Raw genomic sequence first — 16,603 nt, forward strand, 5'->3', positions numbered from 1 at the left:
CGCCGAGGACGCAATCCGCGCACCTCTCGCGCGGAATCTCACGCCTCGATCGGGTGGAAGTGAACCTGGAAGTGGGTTAAGCGGGAGCGCCTCGGCGCCCCCGCCGCCTCGCGCGTACGCCGCGCGGCGCTGCAACCGAAGAGCTGGAATGCAAGGAGACGTGGAACAGGGCTTCTCGTTCGACCTCGACGCGTTCCGCGCGGCGTACTCGCGCTTCCTTGCGCCCGCGGGGGACGCGCGGCCGCCCATCCTGCTCACGGGCCATTCGCACCAGGCCTGGCCCGATGCGGCGCGCGACGCGCTGGTCGCGTGCTTCGACGACGCCGCGCGCCTCGTCGACGACAAGTGGGACGCCGCGGTGCTGCCCATGCTCTCGGCGGTCGGCGAGGCGATCCTGGAGCGGATGGGCTTCGAGCGCGGCGACTCCATCGCCTTCGGCCAGAACACGCACGAGCTCGTCTACCGGCTGATCACGGCGTTGCCCCGGCGCGAGCGGCTGCGGATCGTCACCACCCAGGGCGAGTTCCACTCGCTCAGGCGCCAGCTCGCGCGCCTCGCCGAGGACGGCGTCGAGGTCGAGTGGGTGAGCGTCGAGCCGCGCGCCGCGCTCGCCGATCGGCTGCTCGCCGCGCTCCAGCCCGGCACCTCGATGCTCGCAGTCTCGGCCGTGCTCTTCGAGAGCGCGACGGTGGTGCCGCGGCTCGAGGAGATCGTCGCGCACGCGGTCGAGATCGGCGCCGTCCCGCTCGTGGACGCCTACCACGCCTTCAACGTCGTCCCGATCGCCTGGGGCGGCGCGTCGCCTCACGTCTTCGCGGTCGCCGGTGGCTACAAGTACGCGGCGATGGGCGAGGGGATCTGCTGGATGCGCGTCCCGCGCGGCTGCGAGCTGCGCCCGGCCTTCACCGGGTGGTTCGCCGACTTCGGCTCGCTCGCGGACAGCCGCGGCGGCGTCGCGTACGCGCCCGGGGGCGCGCGCTTCGCGGGCTCCACGTTCGACCCCTCCGCGCTCTACCGCGCCGCCGCGGTGCTCGGTCACTGGGATCGCTTCGGCCTCACCGTCCCGCGGCTGCGCGCGATCTCGCTCCGGCAGACCGGGCGCATCCTCGACCGCCTCGACGCCGCCGGGCGCGGCGCCGACGTCGTCTCGCCGCGCGAGCCCGAGCGGCGCGGCGGCTTCGTCGCCGTCCGCTCCGCTCGCGCGGGCGACGTCGTGCAGCGCCTCCGGGCCAGGCGCGTGCTCGTCGACGCGCGGCGCGACGTGCTCCGGCTCGGCCCGGCGCCCTACCTCGACGACGCCGAGATCGACCAGGGGGTCGCGGCCCTCCTCGAAGAGCTCGATCGCTAGCGCGCACCGCCGGGCGGGTCGCTCGTGATCCAACACCCTGGCGCCGCCCTTCGCCTTGATCCCCGCATCCAGTGCACGTAATTTCTGAATATGACTATCAACTTCACGCGCAGCCAGCGGATACTCGCGCTCCTCTGCCTGGCTGCCGTGCTGCTGAGCGCTCCGATCGCCCGCGCGGATCAGGGCGACCCGCCCGAGATCGAGGCGCAGCGCCTCGTGCACATCCTCGGGTACATCGGCGCCGATTACGGGGGCTCCGTCGCGAACGGGATCGTCACGGTGCCTGACGAGTACGCCGAGCAGCTCTCGCTGGCCGCGGACGGCGCGAAGATCGCGGCGCGCCTCCAGCCGGCGATCCCGCCGGATCGTCAGGTCGATCTCCCGGCTCGCCTCGCGAAGCTCCGCGAGCTGCTCGATCAGAAGGCGCCGCCGGCGGACGTGTCCGCCCTGATCACGGGCCTGCGGGCCGAGCTCATCGGCGCCTTCCAGATCGAGGAGGCGCCGCGCGCCGCGCCGAACGCCGAGCGGGGCAAGAGCCTCTACCGGGAGCACTGCGCGACGTGCCACGGCGAGACAGGGCGCGCGGACACCGCGCGCGCCGCGACGTTCACGCCCCGCCCAGTGAACTTCCACGACCCCGAGCGCGGCGAGGCGATCGCTCCGTACCGCGTCGTGAGCACGATCCGCTTCGGCGTCGACGGGACGGCGATGGTCCCGTTCACGTTCCTCTCCGACGGCGACCGCTGGGATCTCGCCTTCTTCGTCACGGGCCTGCGGCACGCGGGCGTCGCGCCGGCGCCGGCCGGCGCCGCGCCGGCCTACACGCTCGCCGAGCTCTCGGCGCGCACGGACGCCGACCTGCGCACCGAGCTCCGGAGCGCCGGCGTCCAGGCCGGCGCCGAGGCCGGGGTGCTCGCCGATCTGCGCCTCCGCGCCCCCTACGAGGATCGGGCCGCCCGCACCCCGCTCGGCCTCGTCCGCGTGAAGCTCGAGCGCGCGCGCCAGGCGATCGCGCGGGGCGATCGCGACGCGGCCCGCGGGCACCTCATCGACGCGTACCTCGAGGGGATCGAGCCGATCGAGGCCCCGCTCCGCGCCGCCGACGCCTCGCTCGCCGCCGCGCTCGAGGCCCGCAGCATGGAGCTCCGCGGCGACCTCGAGCGAGGCGCGTCCCCCGCCGAGCTCGGCGCCGCGATGGACGCGCTGCTGCGCGACGTGGGCCGCGCCGAGTCGCTCCTCTCGCCCACCTCGGCGCCGAAGGGCTTCGCGTCAACCGCCCTCTCGAGCGCCGGCATCATCCTGCGCGAGGGGGTCGAGGCAGCGCTCCTCATCGCCGCGCTCCTCGGCATCGCCGCCCAGGCGGGGCTCGCGGACCGGCGACGCTTCGTGCACTTCGGCTGGATCACGGCGCTCGGGCTCGGCGTCCTCACGTGGATCGCCTCCGCCCGCGTCATCGCGATCTCGGGGGCGCAGCGCGAGCTCATCGAGGGGGTGACGGCGCTCCTCGCGACGGCGGTGCTGTTCTACGTGAGCTATTCGCTGCTCGCGAAGCGCGAGGTGGCCCGCTGGATGAAGTTCCTGAAGGAGCAGATCTCGCCGCGCCGCGCGGCGCTCTCGCTCTTCGCCGTCTCGCTGCTCGCGGCGTACCGTGAGGCGTTCGAGACGGTGCTTTTCTACCAGGCCCTGCTCGCCTCGAACGCCTCCGCGACCGCGGCGCTCGTCGGGGCCGCGGCGGGCGCGGTGGTGCTCGTGGCGGTCGTCGCGGCCTACACGCGCGCGGGCAGGTTCGCTCCCCCGCAGGTCTTCTTCCGCATCTCCAGCTACCTCCTCTACACGCTCGCGGTCATCTTCGCGGGGCAGGGCGTCGCCGCGCTCCAGATGGCCGGCAAGGTGCCTGTCCACGCGCTGCCCTTCCGCGGCGTGCCCGCCCTCGGCATCTTCCCGACCGCGGAGACGCTGGCCGCCCAGCTCCTCCTCGTGATCCTCGCGCTCGTCGGCATCCTCGCGCAGCGCCGCGAGACGAACGCGGCGCCGAAGCCCCCCGCGCCGCCCGCCCAGATCGCGCCCGGCTCTGCTGCGTGAGCGCCCGAGAGGAGTGAGCGTCGCCGCCGAGCGATCCGCCGCGGCGACGCTCGCGCCACGCGCTCAGGGCCCGCTGTGAACGCGCGGCGCCTCGGGATACAGCGGCCGGAGCCCGCGCCACGCGACGTCGGACGCGCTCTCCGCGGGCTCGGCGAGATCCCACTCCAGGTAGAGCTTGTCGCCGTCGTAGCAGCCGAAGCTCGTCGAGAGGCAGAGCAGCGGCTCGCGCTCGGTCGCGTACCCCGCGCGCGCGACGTCGTGCCCGTAGACGGCCACGCAAGCGTCCGGGTCGAGCGCGCGCAGGAAGGCATGGGCGCGCTCGCTCGAGGTGGTCCGCGCCCAGAGCAGCGCGCCGAGCGTCCCCTGCAGGCTCATCTCCGTGAGCGGCACGTCGAGGAACCCGTCGAGCGGGAGCCGGTCCAGATCCTCTCGGCTCTGGATGCGCGCGTGCGGCGCGGCGTGGAGCATGACCATCCGGGCCGCGTGCGCGACCGCGACGAACGGCCACCCGCGGAACCAGCTCCGCATCGCCAGCGTTTCCTCCGGACCGAGCAGCTCCTCGAGCCGCTGCGCCTCGTCCGGGAAGAACTTCGCCACCACGGGGCCGCCCACGTGCGCGTGCTCGTGGTTGCCGAGCAGGTAATGCACCCTGCCAGGGTGCCGATCCGCGAGGCTCCTCGCCTTTTTCAACAAGGTCACGGAGTCGCCCCGGTAGAACGAACCCAGGTAATCGGGCCATTCGCTCTCGTCGAGCTCCGGGCCGTGGACCAGGTCGCCCGTGATCACGAGCACCGCGCCGTCACGACCGGCCGCCGCCTGCTCGAAGACCTCGGCGATCTGCTCGAAATCCGCGACATTGCCCTGAAAGTCGGTGGCGACGATCAGTCTGCCCCGTTCAGGGAGGTCGACGACACGCTGCACGTCTCCAGCATAGCCGAACGCCCCTGCTCCGCCTCGCGAGAACTGAGCCAGCCCACAGCCGCCGCCTCCGGGCTGCTGACTCCTTTGCAGTCCGCCAGATCGTCCAGGTTTGTTGCATTTCTACAGCAGCACTGTCCCTTGGCGGGCCTTCTGGCCCGGGCTAGGCTCGACAGCTGTATGCAAGAGCGGAAACTTTCAGCGTGGGTCGACGAGGTCGCGCGGCAGACGCGGCCCGATCGGGTCGTCTTCTGTGACGGCTCCGAAGCGGAGAACCAGGCGCTGATCCAGGGAATGCTGAGCGACGGCACGCTCATCGCGCTCGACGAGGAGAAGTACCCCAACTGCTATCTTCACCGGAGCGACCCGACCGACGTTGCCCGGACTGAGCACCTCACGTTCATCTGCACGCGCGATGAAGCGGAGACGGGCCCGACGAACAACTGGATGTCGTCGGCTGAGGCCTCGCAGCGGGTCGGGCGGCTGTTCGACGGGGCGATGGAGGGGCGGACCATGTTCGTCGTTCCCTACCTGATGGGCCCCGTCGGATCGCCGTCGGCGAAGGTGGGAGTCGAGATCACCGATAGTCCCTATGTCGTGGCGAACATGCGGATCATGACCCGCATGGGACGGGTCGCGCTCGACGCGCTGGGCAGCTCCGAGGACTACTGCAGGGGGCTGCACTCGCTCGGGGATCTGAGCCCGGAGCGCCGCTTCGTCTGCCATTTCCCCGAGGAGCGGCTCATCTGGAGCATCGGCTCGGGGTACGGGGGCAACGCGCTGCTCGGGAAGAAGTGCTTCGCGCTGCGCATCGCGAGCACGATGGCGCGCGACGAAGGGTGGTTCGCGGAGCACATGCTCATCCTCGGCCTGGAGGACCCGGAGGGCCGGGTGACGTACGTCTGCGCGGCGTTCCCCAGCGCCTGCGGGAAGACGAACCTCGCCATGCTCGTGCCGCCGGCGTCCCAGGCGGGCTGGAAGGTGTGGACGGTCGGCGACGACATCGCCTGGCTGCGGATCGGGCCTGACGGCCGGCTCTGGGCGATCAACCCCGAGGCCGGCTTCTTCGGCGTGGCCCCCGGGACGAGCTCGAGGACGAACCCGAACGCCCTGGCGACGCTGGCGAGGAACTCGATCTTCACGAACGTCGCGCTCACGCCGGAGGGGACGCCGTGGTGGGAGGGGCTCGACGGCCCGGCGCCGCCGGTGCTCACCGACTGGCGGGGCCAGCGCTGGACGCCGGACAGCAAGGAGCCCGCGGCGCACCCGAACAGCCGGTTCACCGCGCCGGCTCGCCAGTGTCCGTCCATCTCGCCGGCGTTCGACGCCGCGGCGGGCGTGCCGATCTCGGCGATCATCTTCGGCGGCCGGCGCGCGCGGCTAGCGCCGCTCGTCTGCGAGGCGCGCGACTGGGCCCATGGGGTCTACCTCGGCGCGACGATGGCCTCGGAGACGACGGCGGCGGCCACCGGGAAGGTGGGCGTCGTCCGCCGGGACCCGATGGCGATGCGCCCCTTCTGCGGATACAACATGGGCGACTACTTCCGGCACTGGATCGAGCTCGGCGAGAACCGCGCGGCGTTCCCGAAGATCTTCCACGTGAACTGGTTCCGGCAGGGCGCGTCGGGCAAGCTCCTCTGGCCCGGCTTCGGCGAGAACCTCCGCGTGCTCCGCTGGATCGCCGCGCGCGTGAGCGGGGCGGCCACGGGCCGCGATACGCCGCTCGGGATCATGCCCGCGGACGGGGAGCTCGATACGAGCGGCCTCGGCCTGAGCGACGAGGCGGTGCGCGAGCTCTTCGCCGTCGACCGCGACGCGTGGCTGGAGGAAGCGCGCGATCGCGAGGCATTCCTGGGGTCGTTCGGCTCGCGCACGCCCGAGGCGCTGCTCCGACAGAACCGGGATCTCACGGCCCGGATCCAGGCGTGAGCCCGGGCCGGTCGCCGCAGCGCGACCGGCCCGGGGTGATCCCCAGGATCCTCTGATAGCGAGACGACCGGCCGCCGCCGCGCGACCCGCGCTGGCGCGATCCGTCACGCGTCCCGGGCGGCGACCAGCCGCGCTCGTCCGTTTCTGGCTGAGAGCGGTCGGGAATGTCTTGACGCCGCTCGAGGTTGGCCCACACAGTTCCTTCAAAGAATTTTGAAAGTTCAATGAGCCCTTCAAGTGACATCCATCACCAGGCGGAGCTGCTCGCCGCGGACGCGATCGGCGACGTCATCGAGCACTGGGGCTTCCGCCGGGTGCTCGGGCGGATCTGGACCGTCCTGTTCATCGCGGGCGGCGCCCTGTCCGCCGCGGAAATCGGCGAGCGGCTCCAGGTTTCGTCCGGGGCCATGAGTATGTCGCTGACAGAACTCCAGAGGTGGGGTGTAGTACGACGGGTATGGAAACCGGGCGAGCGGAAGGAGTTCTTCGAGGCCGAGACCGACTTCTGGAAGATGATCTCCAAGGTGTTCGCCGAGCGCGAGCGGCTGATCGCCGACTCCGTGAGGGAACGGCTCGAGCGGGCGTCCGCGCTGCTCGAGGGGCTGCCGCCGACGGAAGCGACCCGGTTCAGCCTCGATCGGGTGGAGCGGCTCCTCTCGTTCGTGATCGTCGCGCAGACGGCGCTCGACGGGTTCATCAAGAGCAGGACCGTGGACTTCTCGCGGTTCGGGGATCTGGTCCGGTTCCCGATCCGCGCCGTGCGCTCCCGGCGAGGGGCCTAGCGGGCGCGTGATTTCGGAGTGCTCGATCGCCACGAGGGCCCCGCGCGGTGCGGGGCGCAGCGTGCGCTCGTGCTTCCAGGTGGAGATGGGATGACTGCGACAACAACGTTTACTGGGACGGTCCAGCGGAGCGATGTCGTCTCGAGCCTCGGAGGCATGTGCGCTGGGCGCGGGCTCGACACGCTCGCCGCGCGGCTCGCGGAGCTCCGGCGGCTGCTCGACGGGGACCTCGAGGACGTCGAGCGCGAGCTGGCGAAGGTCGGGCTCGACGGGGACACGCCGGCGCACAAGAGCGCGCGGCACCTGCTCGGGCTGAGCGGCAAGCGGCTGCGGCCCATCTGCGTCGCGCTGGCCTCCCACATCGGCGGCGGCTTCAACGAGGCGGCGCGGACGTTCGCGGTGACGGTCGAGCTCGTCCACAACGCGACGCTGCTCCACGACGACGTGGTCGACCTCGGCGACCGCCGGCGCGGCGCGGACGCGGCGCGCGTCATCTACGGCAACGCCGCGTCGATCTTCGGCGGTGACTACCTCCTGCTCGACGCGCTCTCCAAGATCCAGGCGACAGGCATGCCCGACGTGCTCGAGCGCGTGCTCCAGGTCGTGAAGGAGATGGTGATCGCGGAGGCGCTCCAGCTCGCGTCGCGCGGCCGCGTGCGCACGAGCACGAGCGAGTACTTCCAGATCGTCGACGGCAAGACGGCCTCGCTGTTCCGCTGGGCGATGTTCGCGGGGGCGCGCGCGGGCGGCGTGAGCGAGCCGCTCTGCAAGGCGCTCGAGGGCTTCGGCACGAGCCTCGGGGTCGCGTTCCAGCTCGTCGACGACGTCCTCGACTTCGCGGGCGACCCGGAGGCGACCGGCAAGGCGCTGCTCACGGATCTGCGCGAGGGCAAGATGACGTACCCGCTGCTGCTCGCCATGGAGCGCGACCGCGAGCTCACGCCCGCCCTCGAGGCGCACTGCGCGTCGGAGGAGGCGGCGGTGGAGCCGGAGCTCGGCCGGCGCATCGCGCAGGTCATGGTCGAGAAGCACGTCGTGGACGACTGCCTGGAGCTCGCGTCCCGGCTCTGCGGGGACGCGATGCGGAGCATCGAGCCGCTCCCGGAGAGCCCGGCGAAGGCGGCGCTGGAGGGGGTCGCGATGTCGACGCCCCGGCGGAGGCGGTGAGCGGCGATGACGATCTCGGTGATGCAGGGCGCGGCGCGCGTGGACGACACGGGCGAGCGCGCCCCCATGAAGCGAGCGCGGGTGACGCGCGGAGGCGCCCGATGAGCCAGAAAGTGTCCAGCCGGATCAGCGGCTTCTACAAACGGTGCCTCGAGGATCGGCTCCGCGAGATCCAGGCGCTCGGTCTGCTCGACGAGGAAGCGCTCGCGCACCTCGCGAGCGGGGGCGGGCTGCCGACGGCGGTGGCCGACCGGATGTGCGAGAACGTCATCGCGACGCACGCGCTCCCGCTCGGCCTGGCGCTGAACTTCCGCGTGAACCAGCGCGACGTGCTGGTGCCGATGGCGGTGGAGGAGCCGAGCGTCATCGCCGCCGCGTCGAACGCGGCGCGCATGGTCCGCCTGTCCGGCGGCTTCTCCGGCGACGCGGACCCGCCGATCATGACCGCCCAGGTCCAGCTCGACGACGTGCCCGACGCCGACGAAGCCGCGGTCCGGCTGGAGGCGGCGCGCGCGAGCCTGCTCGCGGCCGGCGACGCGGCGATCCCGCGGATGGTGGCGCGCGGGGGCGGCTGCCGCGACCTCGAGGTGCGCGTGCTCTCGGCGGAGCTCGGCGTGCTCGTCGTGCACCTCTACGTCGAGGTCGGCGACGCGATGGGCGCGAACCTGGTCGACACGGTTGCGGAGGCGGTGGCGCCGCTCGTGCAGCGCATCGCCGGCGGGACGCTCGGGCTCCGGATCCTCTCGAACCTGACCGTCCGCCGCCTGGTGCGGGTGACGGCCACCGTCGGCGACGACGCGCTCGGCGGCGCGGACGTGGCGACCGGCGTCGCGCGGGCGAGCCGCTTCGCGGAGCTCGATCCCTACCGGGCGGCCACCCACAACAAGGGCTTCATGAACGGGCTCGACGCGGCCGCTGTCGCGCTCGGGCAGGACTTCCGCGCCATCGAGGCGGGCGCGCACGCGTACGCGTCCATGAGCGGCCAGTACCGGCCGCTGAGCACGTGGGAGCGCGTGCCCGGCGGGCTCGTGGGCCGGGCGGAGCTGCCGCTCGCGGTCGGCACGGTGGGCGGCTTGACCGAGGTGCACGCCGGCGTGCGCGCCGCGCTGCAGCTCGTCGGCGCGAAGACCGCGGGCGAGCTCGCCGTGGTGCTGGCCTCGGTCGGGCTCGCCTCGAACCTGGCGGCGCTGCGCGCGCTCGCGAGCGAGGGCATCCAGCGAGGCCACATGCGGCTGCACGAGCGGAAGCGCGCGCTCGCCGCCGCCCCGGGCGCGGGGGGCGGCGAGGCCGCCGCGCCGCCGTCCGGCGACGGCAAGCGGTTCGCGGGCGAGCGCGCCGAGGCCCACCGCGCGGTGCAGCAGGCGGAGGGCGGGACATGAGCCAGCCTGGACAGGACGAGGCGCCGCGCGACGGGCGCCGCGCCGGCAGCGGCGAGATGTTCGACGGGATCGCCGAGCGGTACGACCTACTGAACCGGATCATCTCGATGGGGCTCGATCAGGGCTGGCGCCGGCGCGCGGTGCGCTCGCTCGAGCTCACCCCCGGCGCCACGGTGCTCGACCTGGCGACCGGCACCGCCGATCTCGCGATCGCGATCGCGCGGACGCACGACGTGAAGGTCATCGGGGTCGATCCGTCGCAGGGGATGCTCGCCGTTGGCCGCCGCAAGGTGGAGGCCGCGGGGCTCGCCGGGCGGGTCGAGCTGGAGGTCGGCGACGCGGAGCAGCTGCGGCTCGGCGACGCGAGCGTCGACGGCATCTCGATGGCGTTCGGCATCCGCAACGTCCCGGACCGCGCGCGGGCGCTCCGCGAGATGGCGCGCGTCACGCGGCCCGGGGGTCGCGTCGCGATCCTCGAGCTCAGCGAGCCGCGCGGGGGCCTCATGAGCAAGCTCGCGCGGTTCCACATCCACACGGTCGTCCCGTACATCGGCGGCGCGATCTCGGGGAGGGACGAGTACCGGTACCTGCAGGACTCGATCGCGAGGTTCCCCCCGCCGGACGAGTTCGCGGAGCTGATGCGCGGCGCGGGGCTGCGCGTGCTGCGCGTCGAGCCGCTCACGATGGGCGTCGTGTGCCTCTTCGTCGCGACGCCCGAGGGAGGCTGAGGTGCGCGCGCGCGAAGGGCTCGGGAGATCCCGGTGAGCGGCTCGAACCTCCACTCCGCCTGGGCTCAGCTCTTCGTCCGCGCGCTGGCGCACGCCGGCGTGCGGGACGTGGTGCTCTGCCCGGGCTCGCGCTCCACGCCGCTCGCGCTCGCGGCGATGGAGAGCGAGGAGGTGCGCTGCCACGCGGTCATCGACGAGCGGGCCGCGGCGTTCTTCGCCCTCGGGCAGGCGCGCGTCACCGGCCGGCCCAGCGTGTTCGTCTGCACCTCGGGCACCGCCGGCGCGCACGCGCTGCCGGCGATCATCGAGGCGCACCAGAGCTTCACGCCCCTCATCGCGGTCACCGCGGACCGCCCGTGGGAGCTCGCCGACGCAGCGGCCCCGCAGACCATCGATCAGAACAAGCTCTTCGGCGACCACGTCCGTCACTTCGCCGAGCTCGGGCTGCCGGATCCGTCGCCGCTCGCGCTGCGGGCCGTGGCGCGCATCGCGGCCCAGGCGGTCTCTGTGTCGCTCTCCCCGACGCCGGGCCCGGTCCACATCAACGCGCGCTTCCGCAAGCCGCTCGAGCCGGTCGACGTGGTCGGGCCCGAGCCGTGGCAGGCCGAGTGGGAGGCGCTGATGCGCCGCGCCGGCCCGCGGGTCGTGTCGGCCCGCGCCGGCGTCGACGCGCGCGCGCTCGAGGAGATCGCCGCGCGCTGCGCGCGGGCAGAGCGGGGGCTCATCGTCTGCGGGCCCGCCCCGAGCCGCGAGGACGACGCGCGCGCGCGCCGGTCGGTGCTCGCGCTGTCGCGGGCGACAGGCTTCCCGGTGCTCGCCGAGGGCACGAGCCAGGTCTACTTCGGCGGGCTCGCGGCGGACGTCGTGATGCCGGCCTCGTTCGACACGTTCCTCCGCGCGCCCGAGTTCCGGGCGGCGAACGCGCCCGATCTCCTCCTCGAGCTCGGCGCGCCGCCGACGTCGGCCGGGTACGCGACCTACATCGCCGAGCACGCGAGCTGCCGCCGGTTCGTCGTTTCCCCGCACGGCTGGAACGACCCGACGAACGCCGCGGCCGCCCTCGTGATGGCGGAGCCGGCGGACGTCTGCGAGGCGCTCGCGGGGCGTCTCGCCGGGGCGGCGCGGGACCTCGGGCGCGCGCGGCGGGACTGGGCTGGATCGTTCGCGCGCGCCGGCGAGATCGCCGCGGCGCTGTCCGCGCGCGCGTGCGCGGGGGACGAGCTCACGGAGGGCGCCGTCGCCAGGATGGTGGCCGGCGCTTGCCCGGAGGGCTCGCTGCTCGCGATCGGCAACAGCATGCCGGTGCGCGACCTCGACACGTACTGCGCGCCGTCGGCGCGCGCGCTGCGCGTCCTGCACCAGCGCGGGGCGAGCGGGATCGACGGGCTCGTGTCGGCGGCGGCGGGCGCCCGCGCCGCCGCGGCCGGGCCGGTCACGCTGCTGCTCGGCGATCTCAGCCTGCTGCACGACCTGACCGGCCTCCTGCTCGCCGGGAAGGCAGCGGTGGACAGTGGCGCGCCGCTCGTCGTCGTGGTGGTCCAGAACGACGGCGGGCGCATCTTCGAGCACCTGCCCATCGCCAGGACCGGCGCCGGTCTGCTCGAGCGGGCCTTCACCATGCCGCAGCACCTCGATTTCGCGCCCGCGGCGGCGATGTTCGGGCTCGCCTACGAGCGCGCGGGCACCGCCGAGGCGCTCGCCCGCGCCCTCGCCGCCGCGCACCAGCGGCCTTTCGCCACGCTGATCGAGGCCGTGGTGCCGCCCCACGACGGCGCCGCCCGCGTCGCGCGGCTCTGGTCCGATGTCCGCCGCGAGATCGCCGCCTCGAGCAGCGCGCCTGCGGCCGAGGCGTCGGCCGATCTCCAGCCTTCATGAGCGGCGCGCGCGCCGAGAACCCCGAGCTTCCAGAGAGGGATCGACGGTCATGAGCCAGGTCAACGCGAACAGGAGTCCCGGAGTCGAGGACCTCACGCGCGAGGCGTCCGGCGACGGCGTCGCGCCGCGCGGGGGCGATCGTGTCGCCGCGCCCGGCCGCGGCGGGCAGGGGAGGGGATCATGAGCGCGACGGCGGCATCTCCGCCGGCCGGGGCAGCGGCCGCGGACGGCGTCCGGCCGGGCTCGCTCCGGGCGTGGCTCCTCGCGTGCCGGCCAGCGACGCTCACCGCGGCGCTCGCGCCGGTGATGGTCGGCACGGCGGTCGCCTACGCGCTCGGCGGCATGCGGCTCGGCCCGGCGCTGTCGGCGCTCGCGGGCGCGATGCTCATCCAGATCGCCACCAACTTCGCCAACGACGTGTTCGATCACGAGAAGGGCGCCGACACGCACGAGCGGCTCGGCCCCACCCGCGCCGTGCAGGCGGGGCTGCTCACGCCGCGCCAGGTGCGCGTCGGGCTCCTCGTCACGATCGCGCTCGCGGTGCCGTTCGGGGTGCACCTCGCGCTCGTCGGCGGGTGGCCGATCGTGGTCATCGGCGTCACGTCGATCCTCGCCGGCGTCGCGTACACAGGCGGCCCGTACCCGCTCGGCTACCATGGCCTCGGCGACATCTTCGTGTTCGTGTTCTTCGGCCTCGTCGCCGTGTGCGGGACGGCCTTCGTGCAGCTCGGCTCCGTCCCGCCGCTCTCGTGGGCGGCGGCCGTGCCGGTCGGTGCCATCGCCACCGCCGTGCTCGTCGTGAACAACGTCCGCGATCGCGACACCGACGTCGTCGCCGGCAAGCGCACGCTCGCGGTCCGCTTCGGCCGGCGGGCCGGCGTCCTCGAATACGCGATGCTCCTCGCGGTCGCGTACGCGGTGCCCGTCGCGCTCGCCGTCAGCGAGGGCCGCCGGTGGACGCTCCTCGTGCTCGCGACCTTCCCGCGCGCCGTGCGCCTGCTCCGGGTGCTGGCGACGACCGACGGCCGGCCGCTCAACGACTGCCTCGCCGGGACGGCGAAGCTGCTGCTCGCGTTCTCGCTGCTCTTCTCGCTGGGTCTCGCCGCCCGGATGTAAGGCTCATGCGCGTCGTCGCTGCCAGCCTTGAGCAGGTCGATCTCGAGGGCGCGCGCCTGGGGCTCGTGCTGTCGCTCACCGACGACGAGGGGCGCGTGGGCCTCGGCGAGGCCACGCCGCTCCCCGGCTTCTCGCCCGACGCCGCCGACGACGATCGGCGCGCGCTCGCCGAGCTGCCGGGGGCGCTCGGCCCGATCGACCTGCCCGTCGTGCCCGCGTCGCCGGGCGCGGCGCCGCGGGCGACGGCGTTCGCGATCCTGCGCGCGCTCGCGCCGCTCTCCTCGCGGCTGCGCGGCCTCCCGGCGGCGCGCTTCGCGCTGGAGACGGCGCTGCTCGATCTGCTCGGCCAGCGCGTCGGCGCGCCGGTGTCGGCCTGCCTCGGCGGGCACCGGCGTCACGACGAGGTCCGGGTCAACGGGCTGCTCACGACCTCGGTCGCGCTGCCGGAGATGCTCGAGCGCGCGCGCGCCCTCGCCGCGCGCGGCGTCCGCGCGATCAAGGTGAAGCTCCGCTCGCGCGGGGAGGAAGGCTTTGCGCGCGACCTCGAGGCGCTGCGCGCGCTCCGGCGGGAGCACGCGGCCGTCGAGCTCCGGCTCGACGCGAACGCCGCGTGGTCGCTCGAGGAGGCGCCGCGCCGACTCGGTCTGCTCGCGCCGCTCGGCCCGCGCTTCGTCGAGCAGCCGGTCGCGCCGGAGCTGCTCCACCACCTCGGCGCGTGCGACGTCCCGTGGGCGGCCGACGAGTCGCTCGCCGTCGAGGGCATGCCGGAGCGCCTGCTGGAAGCGGAGGGCTGCGCCGCGTTCATCCTGAAGCCGGCCATGCTCGGCCTCCTGCGCGCGCACGAGCTCGGCCGCAGGGCGCAGGCGCGCGGCATCGACGCCGTGGTGACCCACCTCTTCGACGGCCCCATCGCGCTCGCCGCCGCCTGCGAGCTCGCGCTCGGGTTGCCGCGCCCGCCGCTCGCGTGCGGCCTCGACGCGCACGCCGGCCTGGAGGCGTGGCCCGCGGTCCGGATCCCGCAGCTCCGCGCGGGCGGGCTGATCGCGGCGAGCGATCAGCCCGGCCTCGGCGTCCGACGATGGACGGCCTGAGCCTCCTCCATGCCGCGCGCGACCCCGCGGTCGCGGCGCGGACGGCGCTCGTGCACGGCGGCGCCGACGCAGACGCGCCGCGCTCGCTCGACGTCCCGGGCCTCCGCGTCGGCCCCGGCGGCGCTCTTCGCTTCGGCGATCTTGCCCCCGCGGTCGCCGCCGTGTGCGCGCGGCTCGCCCGCGCGGGCGTCGGGCAGGGGGCGCGCGTGGCGCTCGTCGCCCCCAACGCGCTAGGGACCGTCGTCGTCCTCCACGCCCTGCTCGCGGTCGGCGCGGTGCTCGTCCCGATCCACCCGCGGCTCACGGCGGGCGAGGCCGGCGTCCTGATCGACGACGCGCGGCCTGATCTCGTGCTGCGCGAGCCCGAGCTCGCCGCGCTGCTCGACGAGGCCGGGTCCGGGCTCGCCGCGCTCGGCGACAGCGGGCCGCGCGCCGCCGAGGCCGCCGGCGTCGTGCCGCCGGACCCCGCCGGCGATCTCGCGATCGTCTACACCTCGGGTACGACGGGGCGCCCCAAGGGCGCGGTGCTCCCGCGCCGCGCGTTCCTCGCTGCGGCGGAGGGGAGCGCGGCCAACCTCGGCGTGCGCGACGACGACCGCTGGCTGCTCTGCATGCCGCTCTGCCACGTCGGGGGCCTCTCGATCGTGACGCGCTGCCTGCTCGCGCGGCGCGCCGTCATCCTCGCGCCCCGCTTCGAGCCGGCGTCGGTGCTCGCCTCGATCGTGCGCGACCGCGCGACGCTGCTGTCCGTCGTGCCGACCATGCTGCTCGCGCTCCTCGAGGTCGATCGCGACAACGTCCTCGCCCGGCTCCGCGCGGTGCTCGTCGGCGGCGCCGGCGCTCCGGAGCGGGCGCTCGACGAGTGCGCGCGCCGCGGCGTCCCCGCGCTCACGACCTACGGCCTCACCGAGGCGTGCTCGCAGGTCACCGTCCAGCGCCCGCGCGATCCGCGCACCCGCGAGCCGGGCTCCGGCGCGCCGATCTCCGGCGTCGAGCTGCGCGTCGACGGCGCCGGCAGCGACGGCGTGGGCCGCATCGAGATCCGCGGCCCCGTGCTGTTCCGCGGCTACTACCGCGGTCCGGAGCGCGCGCCGGAGCTCCTCGTCGACGGCGCCGGATGGTTCAGCACGGGGGACCTCGGCGCGCTCGACGCCGCCGGGCGGCTGCACGTCGCGGCGCGCCGGAGCGACCTCATCGTGACCGGTGGCGAGAACGTCTACCCTGCCGAGGTGGAGCACGCCCTCGCGTCGTGCGCGGGCGTCGCGGGCGCGGTGGTGTTCGGCGTGCCGGACGAGCGCTGGGGCCAGATCGTGGCGGCGGCGATCGTCCCCGACCAGGCCGCGCCCGCCGCGTCGGGCGGGGCCGCGCTCCCGCCTGCGCTGCTCGACGACCTCGCGGCCGCCGTCGCGGCGCGCCTCGCCCCGCACAAGCGCCCGCGGCGCGTCTGCGCCGCCGCGGCGCTCCCGGTCACGCCGGCGGGCAAGCTCGATCGCGCCGGCGCGGCGGCGCGCTTCGCGGCCGCGCTCGCGCCGTTCCCCGCGCGCTAGCGCGGCCCGCCGCCTGGCGGCCGTCGCTCGGGGCCGTCGCTCGGGGCCGTGGCGCGGCGGCGGCGCGGCTACCCGAGCGCGCTGCGCAGATCGTCCGGTAGCGGGCGCGGGGTGAAGCGCGCGCCGTCGATGCACACGTGCACCGTCTGCCCGACCGCCGCGATCCCGCCCGCGGTCGACACGCGGTAGCCGACCGTGAACGACGTGTCGCCGAGCTTCGGCGCGAGCACCTCGACCTCGAGGGCGTCGCCGAACCGGAGCGGCAGCAGGTAGTCGGCCTCGGCGTGCACGAGCGGCAGCTTGATCGCGCCGCCCGCGATGAGGCCGGGGAGATCGACGCCTCGCTCCTTCAGCGCGACCATGTACGCGTCGCTGAAGTACTCGAGGACCCGCGGGTAGAAGACGATCCCGGCCGCGTCGACGTCCTGGAAGCGCACGGCGCGGCGCTCCACGGCGAGGCGCGGCGCGGTCTGCTTGAGCTCATCGACGCTGAACGCGCGCTTCATCGCGCCGCAGGCTAGCGCAGCCGGGGCCGCGCGCGCCGCGAGGAAAGCGGCGCACCGCCGCTCCCGCACGCCCAGGCTCCAGCTCGGCCGGCGCTGGGCGCTGGCAGCGCCGGCCCCTGATCCGCGTGGGCGCCG

At 74.5% G+C, this 16,603-nt stretch carries 13 protein-coding genes; 11 read left to right on the forward strand and 2 right to left on the reverse strand.

Annotation, left to right across the window (positions count from 1 at the left end):
* Window positions 1–160: 160 nt before the first annotated feature.
* Both WME85_RS17970 and WME85_RS17975 read left to right on the forward strand, forming a co-directional pair.
* Complete coding sequence (locus tag WME85_RS17970; RefSeq protein WP_437839787.1) at window positions 161–1,348, forward strand: aminotransferase class V-fold PLP-dependent enzyme; 1,188 nt, start codon at window positions 161–163, stop codon at window positions 1,346–1,348.
* 90 nt (window positions 1,349–1,438) lie between these two features.
* Window positions 1,439–3,430, forward strand: coding sequence for an FTR1 family protein (locus WME85_RS17975; protein ID WP_437839788.1), 1,992 nt, complete (start codon window positions 1,439–1,441; stop codon window positions 3,428–3,430).
* 63 nt (window positions 3,431–3,493) lie between these two features.
* Here the strand turns inward: WME85_RS17975 and WME85_RS17980 are convergent, their stop codons facing one another.
* Entirely contained in the window at window positions 3,494–4,351 is an 858-nt protein-coding gene (locus WME85_RS17980; protein ID WP_437839790.1) for a metallophosphoesterase, read from the reverse strand.
* Window positions 4,352–4,528: 177 nt separating this feature from the next.
* Between WME85_RS17980 and WME85_RS17985 the strand changes: the two genes are divergently transcribed.
* From WME85_RS17985 to WME85_RS18025, 9 genes are all read left to right on the forward strand, one after another.
* Window positions 4,529–6,277, forward strand: coding sequence for a phosphoenolpyruvate carboxykinase (GTP) (locus tag WME85_RS17985; RefSeq protein ID WP_437839792.1), 1,749 nt, complete (start codon window positions 4,529–4,531; stop codon window positions 6,275–6,277).
* Between the two features lie 224 nt (window positions 6,278–6,501).
* Window positions 6,502–7,059 (forward strand): GbsR/MarR family transcriptional regulator, encoded by a 558-nt coding sequence (locus tag WME85_RS17990; protein WP_437310567.1) that lies wholly within the window; start codon window positions 6,502–6,504, stop codon window positions 7,057–7,059.
* 90 nt (window positions 7,060–7,149) lie between these two features.
* On the forward strand, window positions 7,150–8,226 hold the full coding sequence (locus WME85_RS17995; protein WP_437839794.1) for a polyprenyl synthetase family protein: 1,077 nt from the start codon (window positions 7,150–7,152) through the stop codon (window positions 8,224–8,226).
* A 101-nt stretch (window positions 8,227–8,327) separates the two neighbouring features.
* The gene (locus WME85_RS18000; protein ID WP_437839795.1) at window positions 8,328–9,605 is read left to right on the forward strand and encodes a hydroxymethylglutaryl-CoA reductase, degradative; all 1,278 of its coding nucleotides are present in this window, start codon (window positions 8,328–8,330) and stop codon (window positions 9,603–9,605) included.
* Window positions 9,602–10,333, forward strand: coding sequence for a bifunctional demethylmenaquinone methyltransferase/2-methoxy-6-polyprenyl-1,4-benzoquinol methylase UbiE (ubiE, locus tag WME85_RS18005; protein ID WP_437839796.1), 732 nt, complete (start codon window positions 9,602–9,604; stop codon window positions 10,331–10,333). The genes WME85_RS18000 and ubiE overlap by 4 nt, the downstream gene beginning before the upstream one ends.
* A 33-nt stretch (window positions 10,334–10,366) precedes the next feature.
* Window positions 10,367–12,208, forward strand: coding sequence for a 2-succinyl-5-enolpyruvyl-6-hydroxy-3-cyclohexene-1-carboxylic-acid synthase (gene menD / locus WME85_RS18010; protein ID WP_437839797.1), 1,842 nt, complete (start codon window positions 10,367–10,369; stop codon window positions 12,206–12,208).
* A gap of 180 nt (window positions 12,209–12,388) precedes the next feature.
* Window positions 12,389–13,324 carry a 1,4-dihydroxy-2-naphthoate polyprenyltransferase gene (locus WME85_RS18015; RefSeq protein ID WP_437310572.1) on the forward strand — a complete coding sequence of 312 codons (936 nt, stop codon included), beginning with the start codon at window positions 12,389–12,391 and terminating at the stop codon, window positions 13,322–13,324.
* Window positions 13,325–13,329: 5 nt separating this feature from the next.
* Entirely contained in the window at window positions 13,330–14,415 is a 1,086-nt protein-coding gene (locus tag WME85_RS18020) for a mandelate racemase/muconate lactonizing enzyme family protein (protein ID WP_437839798.1), read from the forward strand.
* On the forward strand, window positions 14,403–15,962 hold the full coding sequence (locus tag WME85_RS18025) for an AMP-binding protein (RefSeq protein ID WP_437839799.1): 1,560 nt from the start codon (window positions 14,403–14,405) through the stop codon (window positions 15,960–15,962). Before WME85_RS18020 ends, WME85_RS18025 begins: the two co-directional genes overlap by 13 nt.
* Before the next feature lie 68 nt (window positions 15,963–16,030).
* On the opposite strand, the gene WME85_RS18030 is transcribed toward WME85_RS18025, so the two are convergent.
* Complete coding sequence (locus tag WME85_RS18030; RefSeq protein WP_437839800.1) at window positions 16,031–16,468, reverse strand: acyl-CoA thioesterase; 438 nt, start codon at window positions 16,466–16,468, stop codon at window positions 16,031–16,033.
* Window positions 16,469–16,603 lie beyond the last annotated feature (135 nt).

The organism is Sorangium sp. So ce1153, assembly GCF_051521595.1.
In the GTDB taxonomy this organism is placed as follows: Bacteria; Myxococcota_A; Polyangia; order Polyangiales; family Polyangiaceae; genus Sorangium.